The following is an 18391-nucleotide window of genomic DNA, read 5'->3' on the forward strand; positions in this document are numbered from 1 at the left end:
CGTCCCAGGAGGCACATTGACCATCGACCCCAAGGAACCGGCCCCGGCCCCGGCCCCGGAGCCGATGCACCGCCTGCGCTTCGAGGAAGCCGGGCCGCCCTGCCGCACCGAGCTCCCGGGCGGCACGCCCGCCTGGCTGGTCAGCCGGTACGCCGACGTCCGCCAGGTGCTCTCCGACCCGCGCTTCGGCCGGGCCCAGCTGTACGCCCCCGATGCCCCGGCCCTCTCCGGCGTACCGGACCTCGTGAACGACCCCGACCTGATGTTCAACCAGGACGGCCCCGCCCATCTGCGCCTGCGCCGCACCCTGCGGCGTGCGTTCACCCCGAGGGCCGTCGCCCGCTGGCGGCCGTGGATCGCCGCGATCGTCGAGGAACTGCTCGACCGGCTGGAGGCACGACCGCAACCGGCGGACATGGTGGCCGAGTTCGCTCTCCCCCTGCCGGTGGCGGTGATCAGCCGGTTGATGGGACTGGACGAGTCCACGGGGGACCGGCTGCGGACCTGGAGCGAACACGCCTTCTCCGACGGCACCCATGAAGGCGAAGAAGTGGCCTCGGTCCTCCGGGAGTTCAGCACGTTCGGCGCGGACCTCCTCGCGGAGCGGCGCCGGGCTCCGGGGGAGGACCTGGTCAGCGGGATCGTCGCGGCGGCCGACGAGGAAGGGGGCGTTCCCGAGGCGCAGTTGGTCAGCCTGGTGTGCGGGCTGGTCGTCGGCGGCCACGACAGCACGATGACCATGCTCGGCAACGCGCTGCTCTACCTCCTCGGCGAACGCCGCGAGACCTGGCCCCGTCTCGGGGCCGACGAGGAGGCCGCCGAGACCGTCGCGGACCGGCTCGTCCACCTCGTACCGCTCGGCGACGACCGGGGCAGTACGCGGCACGCCGCCACGGACGTCGAGGTCGGCGGGGTGACGATCCCGGCCGGCGCGATCGTGCTCGCCGACTGCGGCATGGCCAACCGCGACCCCGAGGTCTTCCCGCCCGCGACGCTCCACGACCTGTTCGCCCCCCTGGAGGCCCCCACGCTCTCCTTCGGCGCCGGGCCCCACTACTGCCTCGGTGCCTGGCTGGCCCGTACGGAACTCCAACTCGCCCTGCACCGCCTGGCCGCCCGTTTCCCGGATCTGCGCCTGGCCGACCCGGCGGACCCGGTCGTGTGGCGCACCGGAACGACCTCCCGCAGCCCCCGCTTTCTGGGCGTCAGGTGGTAGGCCCGCCCCCGGGAGGCCGGGGCGCCGGGAGCGCCGCCGGTACGCGCCGCACCGGGCGTCACCAGTCGTGCACGGTCCCGTCGTGGAGCCGGTTGACCGGCAGATACGCGGCCGCGTACGGGTGGGCGGCGGCCAGCTCCTCGTCCAGTTCCACCCCGATGCCGGGCTCCTCGCCCGGGTGCAGGTGTCCGTCGGAGAAGGTGTAGGCGTGCCGGAACACCTCGTCGGTGAGCGGGGTGTGGCGGGAGTACTCCTGGATGCCGAAGTTGTGCACGGCCAGGTCGAGATGGACGGCCGCGGCCATTCCGACCGGGGAGATGTCCTCGGGGCCGTGGATCGCGCTCTTGATCTGGTACTGCGCGGCGAAGTCGAAGAGCTTCCGCAACGGGGTGACCCCGCCGAAGTGGGTCACGGCGGACCGGACGTAGTCGATCAGCTGCTCGGTGACCAGGGCCTGGTAGTCGTACACCGTGTTGAAGACCTCGCCCACGGCCAGCGGTGTCGTCGTGGACCGGCGGACCAGGCGCAGCGCCTCCTGATTCTCGGCCGGGGTGCAGTCCTCCAGCCAGAACGGCCGGTAGGGCTCCAGGTCCTTGCCGAGCCGGGCGGCCTGGACCGGGGTGAGCCGGTGATGGGAGTCGTGCAGCAGCGGCAGCTCGGCCCCGAACTCCGCGCGCACCGCCTCGAACACGGTCGGCACATGGCGCAGGTAGGCCGCCGTGTCCCAGTCCTCCACCAGGGGGCGGGCCTGCTGGTGGAGGACCGGCGTACCGGTGTCGTCGGTGTCCGACACTCCGTACACCGCCTTGATGCCAGGGATGCCGGACTGGATGCGGACGGCCGGATAGCCTTCGGCGATCCGGGCCCGTACGGAGTCGAGCAGCTCGGGTATGTCCCGCCCGTTGGCGTGACCGTACGTTCCGATCCGCTCCCGGCTCGCGCCGCCCAGCAGCTGGTACAGCGGCAGCCCGGCGGCCTTGGCCTTGATGTCCCACAGCGCCACGTCGACGGCGGCGATGGCGGCCATGGTCACCGGTCCGCGCCTCCAGTAGGCGCCCCGGTACAGGGACTGCCAGGTGTCCTCGATGCGATGCGGGTCGAGCCCGGTCAGCAGCGGGGCGACATGGCCGGTGAGGTAGCTGACGACGGCCAGCTCCCGCCCGTTGAGGGTGGCGTCGCCGAGGCCGGTCAGCCCTTCGTCGGTGGTCAGCTTGAGGGTGACGAAGTTGCGGCCGGGGCTGGTGACGACGACCTTCGCGTCGACGATCTTCATGCGTGAGTGCTCTTTCCGCAGGTGGGGGAGTGGTGGGTTCAGCCCTTGGAGGCGCCGGACGTCAGCCCGGCCACCAGGTACTTCTGGCCGAGGACGGCTGCCAGGACCACGGGCACGGTGATGAGGGCCGCGGCGGCCATCAGACCGCCCCAGTCCGTACTCGCGTAGGAGATGAAGTTGAACAGGGTGACCGGCACGGTCCGGGTCCGGTCGTCGGAGAAGACCAGCGCGAACATGAAGTTGTTCCAGCTGAAGACGAAGGCGAGCAGGGACGCGGTCGCGGTGCCGGGCGCGGCGAGCGGCAGCGAGATCCGCCAGAACGCGCCGAAGGCGCTCAGCCCGTCGGTACGGGCGGCCTCCTCCAGCTCGACCGGCAGCCCGGCGAAGAAGCTGATCATGATCCATATGATCAGCGGGACCGAGACGAACATATGGCTGAGGACGAGCACCGTGTAGGAGCCGACCAGGCCCATCCGCGCGAACAGGTAGTACCACGGCACCAGCAGCGAGATCGCCGGGACGATACGCGCGACGAGGATCACCGAACCGGTGCGCTGCATCGAGAATCGCCCGACCGCCCAGGCGGCCGGCACCGCGATCACCGCGGAGAGCACGGTCGAAACCACCTCGACCAGCAGGGAGTTGCCCATCGAGCGCACGATCTGCCCGGCCTCGACGACGGCACGGAAGTTGTCCAGCGTCGGAGTGAACCACAACCCGACCGACGGATCGGTGACCTGCACGTTGGTCTTGAAGGCGGCGGCGAACATCCACACCACCGGCAGCGCGAAGACGAGTGTCACGACGGTGATGGCGATGCCCCGCAGCCAGGAACCGTGACGCCGGCCGCGCCGGGTCCGCGCGGGGGAGAGGGTGGCACTCATGTGTTCTTCCTTCCGCCCCGGCGGCGCAGCAGTACCACGGCACCGATGATGAACGGGCGCGAGGCACCAGGCGGCGGGGGTGTCGCGGGCCGGAGGTGTCGGCCCCGGCCCGCGACTGCTGTGAAGGGTGTCAGCAGCTCAGGTTGGAACCGGGCGTGGTGCCCAGGATCTGGGTGAACTGCTGGAATTTGGAGATGCGGCTCTGCACCTGGGCGGGGTTGCCGCCGTTGCACTCGATGCTGCCGTTGATGGCGCGGATCGTGTGACCGAAACCCTGGTTGTTGACGATCGCGTTGTGCGCGGTCATCCACCCCGGGCCGTTTTGGGTGTTCCAGTACCAGAGGGCGGTCTTCCAGGAGACGGACGCGTTGTTCTGGACGAGCCAGGGGTTGTTCAGCAGGTCGATGCCGAGTGCGTCGCCCGCGGCCTTGTAGTTGAAGTTCCAGGAGAGCTGGATGGGCCCCTTGCCGTAGTACGCGGCCTGTCCGGCCGGGCAGCCGTAGGGCTGGCTCCAGTCGCAGTAGTGCGGATAGTTGGCGGTGTTCTGCTCCACGATGTGGACGAGGCCGCCGGTCTCGTGGCTGACGTTGGCCAGGAAGGCCGCCGCTTCGCGACGCTTGATCTCGGTGCTGCCCGTGTTGGCGAACGCCGGGTACGCGCTCAGCGCGGAGACGAGTCCGCTGTAGGTGTAGAAGGAGTTCCTGTTCGGGAACATCTGGTCGAACTGCGCTTGGCTGACCGGGAAGCCGGTGGTGGGCGGGTTGCCGCCGCCACAGGTGTAGGGGTCCCAGTACCACGTGCTGATGGTCGGATCGTAGGCCGGGTTGTCGTGCTCGGCGATGTAGTAGGCCCCGTTGAAGCGGACGACGGTCCCCGCCGTGTACCAGGAACCCGCCTGCCAGTTGGGTGCCGTGTCGCACGGACCGGCGACGGCCTTGAGGGGGGCCGCCGAGGCGGCGGGGGCGAACGCCGCCGCGAGCCCGGTCACCAGCAGCAGGGTCATGAGCGTTCTCGCGATGCGATGTCTGAGCACTCGGTCACTCCTCTAAGCGCGACGGCCGCCCGGACCGGGGTGCGCGGCGTCCGGTCACGACCGTGATGGGGGTGTGACCACACTCAAGCGGCTTGGCATGATCCAGTCAAGGTATAGACCAATGGCCGAGTAAGGAGAATGTGGCGGGCATCGGCGCCGGCGCCGGCTCCGGGCCGATCCGGGGCTGCCCCGCCCCGGCCACGCTCGTCCCCGCTCCACTCCGGCTGCCGACGCCGAGGCGGACAGGTTTACTGGGTCCGAGGTGTTTACGTGCCGAGCACACGGGCACGCGAGCCCACGCGCTTCGGACAGCAGGCGCGCCCGTGGGAGTCGCGGGCGGCCCTGTCCAACCTGCGCCCCGCACTCCGACGGCGGCCCAACACATCGTCGACGAGGAGTGGACGCGTATGCAGGCTGCATCCGGCCCCGAACGGCGCCCGGACCAGGGCGAATCGCCCTCGCGGCAGGGATTGCGAAGGCTGCGGGAAACGCCGCCGGGGCGCGGGCGGGAGAGGCCGCGCAGTGAACTCGTCTCGCGCCTGCTCCACCGGTCCCGCCAGCGACTGCGCCACGACGTCCCGCACGAGGGGGTGTGAACGCCATCTCCCCGATCACCTCCTCCGGCCGGCGGACGGAAGCGCGGCGTGCCGAACCCGTCCTCACCCGTGCCACCTCCGTCGTGAAGGCAGCACGCGCCCGCCTCGCCCCTCGTCTGCACCGCCCCGACCGCTACCAGGTGGTGCAGTCCTTGAAGGCGGCCGCCGCGGCCATCATCGCCTGGGCCCTGACCGGGTGGTGGCTGGAGGCGCCCATGGCCCTGATGGCGCCCTGGGCGGCTGTCGCGCTGGTCCAGGGGACCGTCTACCGGTCCCTGCGCACCGCCGTCCAGATCGTCCTCATGATCACGGCCGGTACGCTGCTCGCCGCCGGTGCCGCCGCCCTCACCGGCAACACGATGATCGCCGTGGTCATCGCTCTCCCGCTCACGACGTTGCTGGGCAATCTGGCCCCCGTCGGCGGGCAGGGCCTGTACGCGTCGACCACCGCCCTCTTCGTCCTCGCGTACGGCTCCTACTCGTGGCCGGCCGTCGGGCACCGGCTCCTGGAGACCCTGGTGGGGGCCGCCGTGGGCATCGCCGTCAACGCCCTCGTGCTCCCGCCGGTCCACTCCCACCACGTCAGGAGGCTGGCGTCCGCACTGCCGCGCGACAGCGCACACCTGCTGCGGGACCTGGCCGACGGTATGGAGGACTACGACGCACCGCGCGCGGAGCAGTGGCACCGCAGCGCCAAGGACCTGATGGCCGCGCTCTCGGAGCTGTACGTCGGACGGGGGTGGGACGCCGAGAGCTCCCGGCTCAACCCCGGCCGCCGCCTCCGCCGCTGGACCCCCGCTCCGTCGACCGACTGGGACATCCTCTGGGCCCGGGTGGTGAACCGGCTGCTCGCGCTCACCCTCACGCTCTGGGAGACCGCTTCCGAGGACCGCGGACTGCCCCGCCCCTTGGACCGTGCCCGGCGCGAACTCGGCCGGCTCCTGTCGGCGGCGGCGGAGGTGTGCGAGGCGTACGAGTCCCTCATGGCGGACGGCACGGACCAAGGGCAGCGCGACCGGCGGGACACCGCGCTGGCCGACGCCCGACGGGCCCTCGCCGCCGTGAAGGAGCAGTTGCACGGCCAGGACCCCGACACGGGAGCCGCGCTCGGCAGCCTGATCGCCGACTGCCACGCCCTGCTGGACGACCTCACGCCCGACGCGGAGGACGCCGAAGCCGGTGAACAGCACGTTTGACGCCCGATGACCGCGGTACCCGCAGCACGGCCCGTGTGGGCCCGCCCCCTTCCCCGTACCGCCCCTGGAGGAGAAATGACCGACGCCACCGGGTTGAGCACCCCCGTCGCCCTGGTCACCGGCGCGGACTCGGGTATCGGCAGAGCGGTTGCCGTGAAGCTCGCGCAGCAGGGCATGGACGTGGGCATTACCTACCACCGCGACCGGCGGGGTGGCGAGGACACCGCGGCCGAAGTTCACGGCGTCGGCCGGCGTGCCGCCCTCGCCCGGCTGGATCTCACCGAGCTGCCGGACGCCGCCGAGGTGGTGGACGCCCTGGCGGGCGAGCTGGGCAGGCTCGACGTCCTCGTCAACTGCGCGGGCACCGGAACGTCCACCCGGTTCCTCGACCTGGACCACGCCACGGTCCAGCAGGTCGTCGACGTGGACCTCATCGGGCCGTTCCTCTGCTCGCAGCGTGCGGCCCGCCGCATGATCGCCCAGGGAGACGGTGGGCGCATCGTGAACATCACCTCGGTGCACGAGCACCAACCCCGCGTGGGCGCCGCCCCCTACTGCGCAGCGAAGGGCGGCCTCGGCCTGTTGACACAGGTGATGGCGCTGGAACTGGCCGAGTACGGCATCACGGTGAACGCGGTGGCTCCGGGCGAGATCGCCACGCCGATGACGGGCCAGGAGGACACCGACGTGGAGAGCGTGGACCGGCCGGGCATCCCGCTCGGGCGTCCCGGCGACGCCCGCGAGGTCGCCTCCGTGGTCGCCTTTCTCGCCGGTCCCGAGTCCTCGTACACCACCGGCGCCTCCTGGGCGGTGGACGGCGGAATGCTGCGGATGGGCCCGCAGGCGGGGTCCCACCTGCGCTCCGACGACTGGCGCCGCCCCTGACCTCGCTACCGGCCGACTCACACCCGTACGCGCTGAGGGTGGTCCGGACGCTCCTTTGGCGGAACTCCGCCCCGGGGCCCCCGCCCTTGTCCGTCCGGTGCGCGTGCGCTCCGGGTCCGTGGGGCTTCTCCGGCTGCCGTGCCCTCGTCCCGGCGCTGTCCGGCGGCGTTTGGCGCTCGGCCGCCGTGGTACCCGGCGACAGCAGAACGGCTCGCGCACCCTACGTGGGGAGAACACACCATGGCCGCCGCCCCCCGTTCCTTCTCGGGGCTCGAAGAGTCCTACTGGATGGAGACCGCGCCCATTCCTGATCACCCGCCCCTCACCGAGGACATCGAGGTGGACGTCGCCGTGGTGGGCGGCGGCATCGCCGGCCTGAGCACGGCATGGGAGCTGTCCCGGGCAGGCCGGAGCGTCGCCGTGCTGGAGGCCGACCGCATCGCCTCCGGGGTCACCGGCTACACCACGGCCAAGGTGTCGGCGCTGCACTCGCTCGTCTACGACCGGCTGCGACGGACCCGGGGCGCCGAGGCGGCACGGCTCTACGCAAGGTCGCAACTGGACGCGGTGGAGCGGTTGGTGGCGATCGCCGACGAGCTGGACGTCGACTGCGAACTGGAACGTGTGAGCGCCTACGCCTACGCGGCCGGGCCCGCTTCGCGCGATGCCGTGGAGGCGGAGGCCCGGGCGGCCGCCGACGCGGGCCTGGACGTCTCGTTCGTCACCCGGACGGAGCTTCCCTTCCCGGTCGGGGGCGCGGTCCGGCTCGACGGACAGGCCCAGTTCCACCCGCGTAAATATCTCGCGGCGCTGGCCGAGGACCTGTCGGAGCGGGGCGGCCTCATCCACGAACGCACCCGGGTCACCGGCCTTTCCGAGGGACAGCCGTGCCGACTGACCACGGAGGACGGACGACAGGTGGTCGCCCGCGACGTGGTCATCGCCACGCACTATCCCGTCTTCGACCGCGCCGTGCTCTTCGCACGGCTGTCGCCCCGGCGGGAGCTGGTGGTGGCCGCCCCCGTCGCCGCCGACGAGGCTCCGCGGGGCATGTACATCACCGAGGACGAGGGAAAGCGTTCGGTGCGAACGGCACCTCTCGACGCGGACCGGCGCCTGCTGATCGTCACCGGGGAGAGCTTCACCCCCGGAACGGGCGACCCGCAGAAGGGCTTCGAGCGTCTCGACGCCTGGATGCGCGAACGCTTCCCGGTGGGCCCCACCGCGTACCGGTGGGCGGCACAGGACAACGACCCCAGCGATACGGTGCCTCTCGTGGGCCCCTTCCACGTCGGGGCCCGCCACACGTACGTGGCGACCGGCTTCGGAGGCTGGGGGATGACAGGCGGCATCCTCGCCGGACGCCTGCTCACTTCCCTTATCACCGGCTCCGGCGCCCGTCCGGCCTGGGCGGAGCTGTACGACCCGCGGCGCGTCGCGGACGTGCTGCGCGAGGCTCCCGCGCTCCTGCGGCAGCAGGCCGACGTGGCCAAACACTTCGCGGGTGACCGGATGCGGGTGACGCACGTCGATTCGGTCGACGAGATCCCGCCGGGTACAGGCGCGGTCGTACGGGTCAAGGGGCGGCGCTGCGCCGTCCACCGGAGCCAGGACGGGACGCTGCGGGCCGTATCCGCGCGGTGCACCCACCTCGGCTGCCTGGTGTCCTTCAACGAGGCGGAAACGACCTGGGAGTGCCCGTGCCACGGGTCCCGGTTCGCCACCGACGGCGCGGTGCTCCAAGGGCCGGCGACACGGCCCCTGGAGCAGCTGGACGTCACCGGTGAGCCGGGGGAGGAGACCGCATGAGCGCGGAGGAGCGTCTCCGCGTGGGCCGTCGCACGGTTGTCGTCACCCGCCCCGACAAGGTGCTGTTCCCGGCCGACGGGATCACCAAGTCGGACCTGGCGGACTACTACCGCCTCGCCGCCGACGCGATGGTGCCCCAGCTGCGCGGACGGCCGCTCATGATGGAGCGGTGCCCCGAGGGCATCGAAGGGCAGTCCTTCATGCAGAAGGACGTCCCCGACCATTTCCCGGACTGGTTCCACCGGGTCGAACTGCCCAAGGCCGACGGCACGGTGACCTACGCGGTGGGCGACGAACCCGCCGCGCTCGTGTACCTCGCCGGACAGGCGTGCATCACCCCGCACCGCTTCGTCTCCCGGGCGGACCGGCCGCACCACCCCGGCCGGATGGTGTTCGACCTCGACCCGGCGGACGACGACTTCGGCGCGTCCGCACGGCAGCCCTGAGTCTGCGCGAACGGAGGCGCTGTCCGGTCGGCGGGGCACGGTCAAGGACGCGCTCGTGAACCAGTCCGTCCTCGCGGGCCTCGGGAACCTCCTCAGCGACGAAGTTCTCTGGCGGGCACGGATCGACCCGCGCACACCGGCCCGCCACCTGGACGCCGACGCCGTCCGCACGCTCCACGGGGCGATGAGGCGCACCCTGCGTACGTCCGTCCGTGCCGAGCGCGCCCCTCGTGGCTGACGGGGCGAGCCGGATCCCACGTGTCCTCGTTGCGCTCGGCGGCTGGAAGCGACCCGAAGGTCGGGGCGGCGCACGGTGGGGTGCCCGCACTGCCAGAAATAGCGCTCGAGCATCACCCCGGCGTCCTCGGGCGTGACCAGCCAGTTGAGGGCGGCCAGGGCACGCGCAGGTGCTCGGCCTGACCACCGGATCAGTCGGCGACGGCAGGTTCGGGGGTCTCGGCCGGTGCGTCGCGGACACCGAGCCTCAAGTGCTCGACGTGGTACAGAGCTTGGTCGAGGAGTTCGGCGACGTGGTTGTCGTAGAGCGCGTAGATGATCGACCGTCCGTGACGCTCGCCGGTGACCAGGCCCAGGTTGCGCAGGAGTCGCAACTGGTGCGAGCAGGCGGAGGATTCCATGCCGACCGCCTCGGCTAGGTCGCCGACGGAGCAGGGGCCCTCCTGGAGGCGGGCCAGGATGTGCAGCCTCGAAGGGGTGGCGAGCGCCTGGAGGGTGGCGGCGACATCGGCGGTGCCGACCGCGTCGAGGCGGTCGCGCGTGGTGGCGCTGCTGGGGGTGTCGCTTCCGTGGCCCATGGGACCATCTTACCGACGACACTTGAAGACCTCTTCATATGTTCTTGTATGGTGGAGATGTTGCCCCGCCCCCGCCCGTGAAGGGTCTCTTCGTCATGCCTTCTGCTCTGGACCAGCGGTCCGCGCCGTCCGTCGGTGGTCCGCGCCCGGCCCCGCCCCGGCGCCGTACCCGCGTCCTGGCACTTCCCGAGGCCCGCTGGGCGCTCGCGGCCCTGGTGCTGTTCGTCCTCGCCCTGCCGGTCCACCTGCTGGGCGGTCCGGCCTGGCTGTGGGCGCCGCTGTTCGCCGCGACGTACGTCACCGGCGGATGGGAGCCGGGGTGGGAGGGGCTGAAGGCCCTGCGGGACAAGACGCTGGACGTGGACCTGCTGATGGTCGTGGCGGCGCTCGGCGCCGCCGCGATCGGGCAGGTCCTGGACGGGGCGCTGCTGATCGTCATCTTCGCCACCTCCGGTGCCCTGGAGGCCGTCGCGACCGCCCGTACGGCGGACTCGGTGCGCGGCCTGCTCGACCTCGCCCCCACCACGGCCACCCGGCTCCTGGCCGACGGCACGGAGGAGAGCGTCGACACCGGGCGTCTCGCCGTCGGGGACACGATCCTGGTGCGCCCCGGGGAGCGGGTCGGCGCCGACGGGAAGGTTCTCGACGGGGCGAGCGACGTCGACCAGGCCACCATCACCGGCGAACCCCTGCCGGTGGCCAAGCAGGCGGACGACGAGGTGTTCGCCGGTACGGTCAACGGCACCGGCGCCCTGCGGGTACGCGTGGAGCGGGACCCGGCCGACTCGGTGATCGCCCGGATCGTGAAGTTGGTCGAGGAAGCCTCCGAGACCAAGGCGCCGACCCAGCTGTTCATCGAGAAGATCGAGCAGCGGTACTCGATCGGCATGGTCATCGCGACCCTGGCCGTCTTCGGCGTCCCGCTCGCCTTCGGCGACCCCCTTCAGCCGGCGCTGCTGCGCGCGATGACGTTCATGATCGTCGCCTCACCCTGCGCCGTGGTTCTCTCCACCATGCCGCCGCTGCTGTCCGCCATCGCCAACGCGGGCCGTCACGGTGTCCTCGCGAAGTCCGCCGTCGTCATGGAAAGCCTCGGCCAGATCGACACCGTCGCCCTGGACAAGACCGGCACGCTCACCGAGGGCACCCCGCGCGTCACCGACATCACCCCGCTGCCCGGCGGCGCTCCGGACGAGAACGCTCTCCTGCGGCTGGCGGCCTCCGCCGAGCACGCCAGCGAACACCCGCTGGCCCGCGCGATCGTGCGGGCCGCCCGCGAGCGAGGACTCGCCCTGGCCGAGGCGACCGGGTTCACCTCGGCCCCGGGCGCCGGTGTCACCGCCGCCGTCGGCGGCCGCCCCGTCCGGGTCGGCTCCCCGGCCCACCTCGCCCCCGCCGGCGGCGACGACCTCGACCGCGTGGTCCGGTCGCTGGAGGACAAGGGCCGTACCGCGGTCCTCGTCCTGCGCGACGACGTACCGGTCGGCGTTCTGGGCATCGCGGACCGGCTCCGTAGCCACGCGAAGGCGACGGTCGCCGCGCTCACCGAACTGACCGGCCGCCCGCCGACCCTCCTGACCGGCGACAACGAGCGCGCCGCCCGTCACCTCGCCGCCGAGGTCGGTATCACCGACGTCCGGGCCGGGCTGCTCCCGCAGGACAAGGTGGCCGCCGTACGCGCGTGGGAGGCCGAGGGCCGCCGGGTCCTGGTCGTCGGCGACGGCGTCAACGACGCCCCCGCGTTGGCCGCCGCGCACACCGGGATCGCGATGGGCAAGGCCGGATCCGACCTCGCACTGGAGACCGCCGACGCCGTCGTCGTCCGCGACGAACTCGCCACCGTCCCCGCCGTCATGGCCCTCTCCCGCACCGCCCGCCGCCTCGTCGTCCAGAACCTGACCATCGCCGGGGTGTTCATCACCGCCCTGGTCGCCTGGGACCTCATCGGCACACTCCCGCTGCCGCTCGGCGTCGCCGGCCACGAGGGCTCCACCGTCATCGTCGGCCTCAACGGGCTGCGCCTGCTGCGCGAGCACGCCTGGACCGGCTCCTCGGTGAAGGACATCGCGTGAACAGGCGGAAACCCTCAGTGCGGCCGATTTCCACCCGCGCGCTGTCCGCCGATCAGGGAACTTCTGGTGAGTTCTCGTGTCTTATCTGACTTTTACGACTTTTCATGGCATCTCTTAGGCGATCAGGTGATCAGTACGACAATCATCTCGGCTTAAGGAGCCTTCATGCGTATCTCCAGTTCTGTTCGCTCACGCAGCGTCCGTACGGGCGCTGCGGCGGCCGTCGCGGTCGCGGTCGCCGGTGCCACCCTGGCCGGCGCGCCCGCCGCCTATGCCGCCCCCGGCGACAGCGGCAACATCGATGTCCGCTCGGTCAGCTGGCACTCGAGCAGTGACCGCAAGGGCGTCGAGGTCTGCAAGTTCGTGTTGTCGGCGAGTAACTTCGAGTCGTTCCCCTCGGTCCCCTGGACGATCACCGAGCAGCCTCCGACCGTGCCGCCGGGCACCACCCTGATGGACAGGCTTCCGCTCATCAACGGCAGTGCGCGCAGTGAGACGTACCTGCTCCCGGAGGGCACGTACCAGCTGGTGTGGGTCGTCCCGGCGGGACCGAAGCAGAGGAGCTTCAAGGTCGAGTGCCCCGACCGCGGTCACGGCGGCAGCAAGCCTCACACGCCGCAGAAGCCCATCGGTGCGGTCCCCGCGGGCGGCGGTGGGGTCCCGGACATGGAGCCCATCAGCTCCGAGAGCGACTCGAACGCCGGAACCGTCACCGCACTGGCCGCCGGGGCAGTAGGAGCCGCGGGCCTGATCATGGTGCGCCGTTCCGCACGTCGCCGTGCCCGTGGCGAAGCGTAACGTCCGCTGCCGACGGCGACGAAGAGGCCCGACGCGCGCATGCCGTCTCACCATGACGCTGTGCGTGACGTTCTCTCTGGTGGCCGGCATCGTCTGGGTGTCCTCGGGCTCCGCCGAGGACACCCGGACGGCCACCGCCGCCCGCGGCGGGGACTCCGCGGGCGGCGGGCGGGAGCCGTTCCGGCGGGCACCGCACAAACCGGACAAGCACGTGCCCGCCTCGCACGCCCCCCTGGTGCCCTCCCGCCCACTGAAGGTCGCCATTCCCGCCATCTTCATCGAGGCGAAGGTCACCGGCCTCGGCCTCGACGCGAAGGGCCGGCTCGGAGCCCCGCCGTTGAGCAAGCCCAAACTCACCGGTTGGTACGAGAAGGGTCCGTCGCCCGGCGAGGACGGCACGGCGCTGCTCGTGGGACACCGGGACACCAGGACCGGCCCCGCCATCTTCCTGAACCTCAACGCGCTGCGCCGGGGCGACAAGGTCAACGTGACGCGCGCGGACCGGAAGACCGCGGTGTTCACGGTGGACGCGGTGAAGACGTACACGAAGGACAAGTTCCCCGACGACAAAGTCTACGGAGAGACCGGACGGCCCGAACTCCGGCTGCTGACCTGCGGCGGGCGTTTCGACGAGAAGGCGGGCTACTCGGCGAACGTGGTGGTCTTCGCCCACCTCACGTCCCTGAGGAAGGCGGCCTGAACGCCGCGTTCAGACTCGGCCGGTACCTCGGGGGCGAGGTACCGGCCACTCCCACGAGCGAGACGGGGCCGGCCCACTCGGACCCGCACCGCCCCGAACAGCCGCCCGGACTGCCCGACGTCCGGGCGTTCTCCCGCCCTCCTTCCGAGCGGGTGACACGCGCGTCCGCGCGAGCCGTGCCGGATCACGCCCACCGCTGAGGAACAAGCCGGGCTTCCGGGAGAGGCGGGGAGCTCTGGCGGTCGGCTGCTCCAGGTTCGACACGGCTCACGTCATCGAGTCCGTCGTCGCGGCCTCTCCCGACCCTCGGCTTCGGTCTGGCCCGGGGGAGTGCGCCGAGCCCGAGACCGTCGCGCTCGACGCGACGTATACCCCTGCGCCCGATCAGGGCGCAAAACTGTCGGCGCGGCAGGTTGCCACCGGTTGTGGGCCGAACCCTTCAGCGTGAAACTGATGACAAGGGGCAATGAGTGGGAGGCGTCATGATCATCCTCGGCCTCATTCTTCTGATCATCGGCCTGATTGCCGGTGTCGGGTTTCTGTGGACCATCGGCATCATCCTGGTGGCTGTCGGCGCGGTGCTGTGGGTTCTCGGTGCCCTGGGGCATGCGGTGGGGGGACGACGGCACTACTGGTGACAGGCTCATCCTCGGCGTGCCGCGCGAGGGGTCTGAGCGCGGCGAAAACAGCGTGCCCTGCAATCCGCGGTGTCTTCCCCTTGCCCCTCGCGGGGACCCGCTGCTCGTGATCAGGGCGGGTGGGTCCCGCTAGGCGGTGGAGGCCCCCAGATCGTCGCGAAGAAGGACCTGGACGCGGATGCGCTTGCCGACCGGCTCGCGGTGAATGGCGAAACTCTGACAGACCATGAGGACGAGTTCGAGGCCGTGCTGGCCGATGCGGGTGGGGTCGGCCGAGGAGGCGGTAGGCAGGACGGGGCCGGAGTCCCACATCACGATGTCCAGCAGATCGCCGTCGGTCTCAAGGTCGAGCAGGCAGGGGCCCGGGGCGTACTTGCAGACGTTCGTGGCCAGTTCGCTGACGACCAGTTGAGCGGTCTCCACCGCCCGGGCGGAGACGCGCAGGCCGTGCTGTGACTGCGCGGCGTCGAGGAATTCTCTGACGAATGCGCGGGCGCGCGCTATATCGCCGGATGCCATGTCGTAGCCGGTGCTGCCCCTGACGGTGCCCGTGGCGGCCGCCTCTCGTCGTTCCTGCCCGGTCATGGTCAGCTGCTCCATGAGATTCCCCCCGTTCAACGCGCGTCGCGGCCCGCCGCGACTGCTGGCTCACCTCGCTTACCCGGCCCCGCGCATTTCAGACAGGCCGAAATCGTGGGTGCCGGGTCAAGCGGTTTGGGCGGCTTCGACGGTGGGGTGGATCTGCGGGAAAGGTGTCGGCGCCCACGACGTCGAAGAGGCGGATGACGGTGGAAGAGGGGGCGGCGATGCGCAGGTCGGTCTGTTTCCGGGACGCGCTCGGCAAGCAGCGCGAGGAGTCCGGTCACGGCACGCAGGATGACGCGATCGAGCGCCTGACGCAGCTCTACGCGGAGAACCTGAGGCAGCTTTACACGGAAAGAAGACGACGGTGCCGTCGGTGGCGGCGGCACGTCGGGAACTGGGGCAACAGGCGGTCGAGGAGTGCGCGAAGCAGTGGCGTCCCCGGCAGCGCATGATGACGGACTCTCCACGAAGGAGTATGTCGACGGCTCGATCAAGGTGCAGATCGTGCCGCGTCTGGCGTTACGGAAGCTGAACTCGGTCACGCCGATGGATCTCATTCGCTCGTTGGCCAGGAAGCAGGTTCACCGACTGGAGCCGCGCAGAGACCACCAGCGTGAAGCATCTACTCCCGGTGCCGGCAGCCCGGGAGACGCGATCCGGGCCCGAGCGGGAGGGCTCCTGCTGCACCGCGACCTCCCCACCGACGTCCATCGGGAGAACCGGAGCGCGGAGAGGACGTAGACCCGCCGAGCGTTTCAGCGCCCACACCAGCGGCAGTGTCACCGCAACGTCGCCACCTCGTTCCGTCGCGTCCACCTTCCGCCCAACGCGGCGAAAAGCGCGCGAGGTGTCGGCACCCGGGGCGTCCCGGCTGGAGGTCACCGTCAAGCACACCGACGGCGGCCGCTTCTCAACCCATGTACACCGGAGCCTCCGGGCCGGGGACCGCCTCGCAGTGCGCGGCCCGTCGGGGTCCTTCCACACCGAGCCGCAGCCCCCGGACGAGATCGTGCTCGTCGCGGCAGGCAGCGCCGTGACACCGATGATGAGCATGATCCGCACCCGGCTCGCCGACCGGTCGGGCCGCGACCGTGTCGCGCTGCTCTACAGCAGCCAGCTGTTGCACCATTGCGGTTGAGCGGATGACCCTGGGGCGGAGCCGCTCATCGGCCTCCAACCCCATCGGTGGTGGAACCTCTCGGCGCTGCGCAAGATCGTGCAGGTGCGACACAGGGGGGCGGAGACCGGATGGCTCCACGCGTTCGCGGACCGCCGGCTCCCACCGGGACCGTGCCACCCGACGCCGGGCCCTGCCCGGCCAGTGACGGATGTTCCGAGGGAACGGTGTGAACCGGAACGCGCGGGCAGGTGGCCGCCAGGTCCTGGAGTCCCCGGGTCCCCTTCCGCTAGCCGGAGCGGTCGGAGGCCGGCCACATGTAGGGCAGGTCGTCCGGATCGTCGGGGAACAGAGGAGTGTAGAAATTCGGGTCCTTGCCCCGTAGCGCGGACCGGTGGCTGCGGTGGAAAGCGGGATCCCCCAGCCATGGCGGCAACTCGTGGTGCGCCGCGAGTTGTGCTTGCGTACGCACCCCCTCCGTCCCCTGAGCCGAGAACTCGGTCAGGAGCGAAGCGGCGCACGTATCCGCGCGTCCGGTCGCCGTCCACACGCGGCAGATCTCAAGCCCGTAGCGCACCAGCGCCTCCTGGTAACCCACCCACATGCGCACGGCCGGGTGGTGCCGCCACCCGTAGCCAGGGACCGTCAAGCCGCGCAGCACCTGAAGTGCTTCGACACGCTGTTTGCCCAGACGCCGGGGGTCCAGTGATGCGGCGGAGGCGACGAAGTCGGGATAGGGCAGGAACGTCTGCATGCCGGCCCACCTCTTGAGGTCGATGCCGCCGGTCATGAGGGAACGACTAACGGAATGCCAGGGGCTTCAATCTCGCACATCAAGAGCCACCCAGCACCCGGAGGTCTGGGGAACCCCGGGCTGACTGCCGGGCGTCCCGTAGCGGCCCGCGCGTCCTGCCGGATTACGCCGACCACGTGAGGGATGGGCCGGGACTTTCGGGACAGCCGGAGTAAGCCTCACCGGTTCCGGCAGCACGGAACGCACGAGGACTTGCCGATTCCCGGCGAGAGCAGTGTGAGTCGGCTGCGACGATCTGCGAGAAGGGCGGGCTGAGGACGGTGCTTTCCCTACTGCTCCGCCTACGCCAGGGCTGCGGTCCACGAACAGTGCGTCGGCGGCCGACCAGTCCGTGCCCGTCGAGAGGCTGCTCCGGGCGAGCTGACGACTGCCCGGGCATCGGGGGACGCGAGGTGTTGACCCAACCCGACGTAAGCCCGAATACGTTCCGTAACCGTTTGAATGGCGGTCCTCATTTCAGCAATACATCCTGGACGAGCGGCGGACAGTCGTCGCCACTGAGAGGGCGATCAGCAGACATGGCGGAGAGACTTCGCAGGAGGCCGCAACGGATGCTTGCCTTGCCGGGTGTTTATGCCCCGCAGCATGACACGCACCTCCTGATGCGCGCTGTCGGCAGAGAACTCGCCGATCCATGCAAGCGGGTGCTGGAACTCGGCACGGGCAGTGGAGCCTTGGCGGTACACGCGGCCCGCCTGGGTGCTCGGGTCACGGCTGTGGACATCTCCCGCAGGGCGGTGCTGTGCGCCGGACTGAACGCCGCTCTCCACCGCCGGCGCATCACTGTCCGCTACCGGGATCTGTCCACCCTCGACAGGGGTGGATACGACCTGGTGATCAGTAATCCGCCCTACGTGCCGGCCCCTGCCGCCCTGCCGCCTGTGCGCGGCAAGGCCCGTACGTGGGACGGCGGCCTGGATGGCCGCGCGGTCGTCGACCAGGTCTGTATGACCGCCGCAACCGTTCTGGGGTCGGGCGGAACGTTGCTCATGGTGCATTCGGCGATGTGCCGCGTCGATATCACGATCGATGCTCTCCACAGCCTCGGTTTCGACACGCAGGTCATCGACCGCGAGCTCGTCCCGCTCGGCCCGGTGATGCGCTCCCGGCTGCTGCGGCTGCGCGACCGGGGGCTGATGGACGACGAGCAGCAGGACAAAGAGGAACTGGTGGTCTTCCGTGCGCGACGCCGCCGACTTTCGTCCGGTTTCCGACGGCTCGCGAAGGCGACGCGACGCACGGGCGCCGGACCGGCCGCCGCACGTTCCTACGAGGAGCACGTCGAGGCCGACGCCGTGCGTGAGCAGGTCGTCCGGCATGAGGTGGTCGAACCGCTCCTGGCCACTGAGCCCGGTCCCGAGATCGACGTGGCGTTCGGCATCCACGCCACGGGTCTGCTCGAAGACAGGCTGTGCGAATTCCTGCCGGCAGGCCGGCGAACCGACCGCTCCGCTCTGCGCATACCCCTGGCGACGGCCGCGCAGCCGCAAGGCAGACCGTGACCGCCGCACGGA

Annotated in this window: 18 protein-coding genes and 1 pseudogene; 13 read left to right on the top strand and 6 right to left on the bottom strand. The window is 70.9% G+C overall.

What is annotated here, in order from left to right:
* Positions 1 to 64 precede the first annotated feature (64 nt).
* Positions 65 to 1216, top strand: a complete 1152-nt coding sequence (locus RNL97_RS29345; protein ID WP_050500091.1) for a cytochrome P450 — start codon at positions 65 to 67, stop codon at positions 1214 to 1216.
* A gap of 58 nt (positions 1217 to 1274) precedes the next feature.
* Here RNL97_RS29345 and manD read toward each other — a convergent pair whose 3' ends face one another.
* From manD to RNL97_RS29360, 3 genes are all read right to left on the bottom strand, one after another.
* Complete coding sequence (manD, locus tag RNL97_RS29350; protein ID WP_243315925.1) at positions 1275 to 2489, bottom strand: D-mannonate dehydratase ManD; 1215 nt, start codon at positions 2487 to 2489, stop codon at positions 1275 to 1277.
* A 38-nt stretch (positions 2490 to 2527) separates the two neighbouring features.
* Complete coding sequence (locus RNL97_RS29355) at positions 2528 to 3373, bottom strand: carbohydrate ABC transporter permease (protein WP_030584829.1); 846 nt, start codon at positions 3371 to 3373, stop codon at positions 2528 to 2530.
* 130 nt (positions 3374 to 3503) lie between these two features.
* Positions 3504 to 4376, bottom strand: coding sequence for a glycoside hydrolase family 19 protein (locus RNL97_RS29360; protein ID WP_030584826.1), 873 nt, complete (start codon positions 4374 to 4376; stop codon positions 3504 to 3506).
* 622 nt (positions 4377 to 4998) lie between these two features.
* Here RNL97_RS29360 and RNL97_RS29365 point away from each other — a divergent pair.
* From RNL97_RS29365 to RNL97_RS33145, 6 genes and pseudogenes are all read left to right on the top strand, one after another.
* Positions 4999 to 6198 (top strand): FUSC family protein, encoded by a 1200-nt coding sequence (locus tag RNL97_RS29365; protein ID WP_234313413.1) that lies wholly within the window; start codon positions 4999 to 5001, stop codon positions 6196 to 6198.
* Between the two features lie 75 nt (positions 6199 to 6273).
* Entirely contained in the window at positions 6274 to 7083 is an 810-nt protein-coding gene (locus RNL97_RS29370) for an SDR family oxidoreductase (RefSeq protein ID WP_313751398.1), read from the top strand.
* A 240-nt stretch (positions 7084 to 7323) separates the two neighbouring features.
* Positions 7324 to 8892 (top strand): FAD-dependent oxidoreductase, encoded by a 1569-nt coding sequence (locus RNL97_RS29375; protein ID WP_313751399.1) that lies wholly within the window; start codon positions 7324 to 7326, stop codon positions 8890 to 8892.
* Positions 8889 to 9338, top strand: a complete 450-nt coding sequence (gene ligD / locus RNL97_RS29380) for a non-homologous end-joining DNA ligase LigD (RefSeq protein WP_313751400.1) — start codon at positions 8889 to 8891, stop codon at positions 9336 to 9338. The genes RNL97_RS29375 and ligD overlap by 4 nt, the downstream gene beginning before the upstream one ends.
* 19 nt (positions 9339 to 9357) lie before the next feature.
* On the top strand, positions 9358 to 9576 hold the full coding sequence (locus RNL97_RS29385; protein WP_313751681.1) for an Fpg/Nei family DNA glycosylase: 219 nt from the start codon (positions 9358 to 9360) through the stop codon (positions 9574 to 9576).
* Positions 9577 to 9609: 33 nt separating this feature from the next.
* Positions 9610 to 9678, top strand: a pseudogene (locus RNL97_RS33145) (hypothetical protein); the annotation flags it as partial.
* Positions 9679 to 9766: 88 nt separating this feature from the next.
* Here the strand turns inward: RNL97_RS33145 and RNL97_RS29390 are convergent.
* Complete coding sequence (locus RNL97_RS29390) at positions 9767 to 10153, bottom strand: ArsR/SmtB family transcription factor (RefSeq protein WP_030584811.1); 387 nt, start codon at positions 10151 to 10153, stop codon at positions 9767 to 9769.
* 95 nt (positions 10154 to 10248) lie between these two features.
* Here RNL97_RS29390 and RNL97_RS29395 point away from each other — a divergent pair, with 95 nt between their 5' ends.
* The 4 genes from RNL97_RS29395 (at position 10249) to RNL97_RS29410 (ending at position 14361) form a co-directional block, all read left to right on the top strand.
* The gene (locus RNL97_RS29395) at positions 10249 to 12225 is read left to right on the top strand and encodes a heavy metal translocating P-type ATPase (protein WP_313751401.1); all 1977 of its coding nucleotides are present in this window, start codon (positions 10249 to 10251) and stop codon (positions 12223 to 12225) included.
* Positions 12226 to 12390: 165 nt separating this feature from the next.
* Positions 12391 to 13023, top strand: coding sequence for a hypothetical protein (locus tag RNL97_RS29400; protein WP_313751402.1), 633 nt, complete (start codon positions 12391 to 12393; stop codon positions 13021 to 13023).
* A 52-nt stretch (positions 13024 to 13075) separates the two neighbouring features.
* Positions 13076 to 13723: a class F sortase gene (locus RNL97_RS29405; protein ID WP_030584805.1), complete on the top strand. Its 648-nt coding sequence runs from the start codon at positions 13076 to 13078 to the stop codon at positions 13721 to 13723.
* A 482-nt stretch (positions 13724 to 14205) separates the two neighbouring features.
* Positions 14206 to 14361: a DUF6131 family protein gene (locus RNL97_RS29410; protein ID WP_199814206.1), complete on the top strand. Its 156-nt coding sequence runs from the start codon at positions 14206 to 14208 to the stop codon at positions 14359 to 14361.
* 129 nt (positions 14362 to 14490) lie between these two features.
* On the opposite strand, the gene RNL97_RS29415 is transcribed toward RNL97_RS29410, so the two are convergent.
* Positions 14491 to 14961, bottom strand: coding sequence for an ATP-binding protein (locus RNL97_RS29415; RefSeq protein ID WP_030584802.1), 471 nt, complete (start codon positions 14959 to 14961; stop codon positions 14491 to 14493).
* A gap of 832 nt (positions 14962 to 15793) precedes the next feature.
* On the opposite strand from RNL97_RS29415, the gene RNL97_RS29420 reads away from it, so the two are divergent.
* The gene (locus RNL97_RS29420; protein WP_030584788.1) at positions 15794 to 16084 is read left to right on the top strand and encodes an FAD-binding oxidoreductase; all 291 of its coding nucleotides are present in this window, start codon (positions 15794 to 15796) and stop codon (positions 16082 to 16084) included.
* A gap of 268 nt (positions 16085 to 16352) precedes the next feature.
* Here RNL97_RS29420 and RNL97_RS29425 read toward each other — a convergent pair whose 3' ends face one another.
* Positions 16353 to 16817: an MSMEG_6728 family protein gene (locus RNL97_RS29425; protein ID WP_030584785.1), complete on the bottom strand. Its 465-nt coding sequence runs from the start codon at positions 16815 to 16817 to the stop codon at positions 16353 to 16355.
* A 611-nt stretch (positions 16818 to 17428) separates the two neighbouring features.
* Between RNL97_RS29425 and RNL97_RS29430 the strand changes: the two genes are divergently transcribed.
* Positions 17429 to 18379, top strand: coding sequence for a HemK2/MTQ2 family protein methyltransferase (locus RNL97_RS29430; RefSeq protein ID WP_313751403.1), 951 nt, complete (start codon positions 17429 to 17431; stop codon positions 18377 to 18379).
* The last annotated feature ends 12 nt before the right edge of the window (positions 18380 to 18391 follow it).

Source organism: Streptomyces parvus, assembly GCF_032121415.1.
Classification (GTDB): Bacteria; Actinomycetota; Actinomycetes; order Streptomycetales; family Streptomycetaceae; genus Streptomyces; species Streptomyces globisporus_A.

Bases quoted from the DNA above. Each gene is read 5' to 3' on its own strand.
- RNL97_RS29345 (WP_050500091.1), top strand. From the start codon at position 65: ATGCACCGCCTGCGCTTCGAGGAAGCCGGGCCGCCCTGCCGCACCGAG.
- RNL97_RS29400 (WP_313751402.1), top strand. From the start codon at position 12,391: ATGCGTATCTCCAGTTCTGTTCGCTCACGCAGCGTCCGTACGGGCGCT.
- RNL97_RS29390 (WP_030584811.1), bottom strand. From the start codon at position 10,153: ATGGGCCACGGAAGCGACACCCCCAGCAGCGCCACCACGCGCGACCGC.
- RNL97_RS29355 (WP_030584829.1), bottom strand. From the start codon at position 3,373: ATGAGTGCCACCCTCTCCCCCGCGCGGACCCGGCGCGGCCGGCGTCAC.
- manD (WP_243315925.1), bottom strand. From the start codon at position 2,489: ATGAAGATCGTCGACGCGAAGGTCGTCGTCACCAGCCCCGGCCGCAAC.
- RNL97_RS29395 (WP_313751401.1), top strand. From the start codon at position 10,249: ATGCCTTCTGCTCTGGACCAGCGGTCCGCGCCGTCCGTCGGTGGTCCG.
- RNL97_RS29370 (WP_313751398.1), top strand. From the start codon at position 6,274: ATGACCGACGCCACCGGGTTGAGCACCCCCGTCGCCCTGGTCACCGGC.
- RNL97_RS29425 (WP_030584785.1), bottom strand. From the start codon at position 16,817: ATGCAGACGTTCCTGCCCTATCCCGACTTCGTCGCCTCCGCCGCATCA.
- RNL97_RS29360 (WP_030584826.1), bottom strand. From the start codon at position 4,376: ATGACCCTGCTGCTGGTGACCGGGCTCGCGGCGGCGTTCGCCCCCGCC.
- RNL97_RS29415 (WP_030584802.1), bottom strand. From the start codon at position 14,961: ATGGAGCAGCTGACCATGACCGGGCAGGAACGACGAGAGGCGGCCGCC.
- RNL97_RS29375 (WP_313751399.1), top strand. From the start codon at position 7,324: ATGGCCGCCGCCCCCCGTTCCTTCTCGGGGCTCGAAGAGTCCTACTGG.
- RNL97_RS29405 (WP_030584805.1), top strand. From the start codon at position 13,076: ATGACGCTGTGCGTGACGTTCTCTCTGGTGGCCGGCATCGTCTGGGTG.
- RNL97_RS29430 (WP_313751403.1), top strand. From the start codon at position 17,429: ATGCTTGCCTTGCCGGGTGTTTATGCCCCGCAGCATGACACGCACCTC.
- ligD (WP_313751400.1), top strand. From the start codon at position 8,889: ATGAGCGCGGAGGAGCGTCTCCGCGTGGGCCGTCGCACGGTTGTCGTC.
- RNL97_RS29410 (WP_199814206.1), top strand. From the start codon at position 14,206: ATGATCATCCTCGGCCTCATTCTTCTGATCATCGGCCTGATTGCCGGT.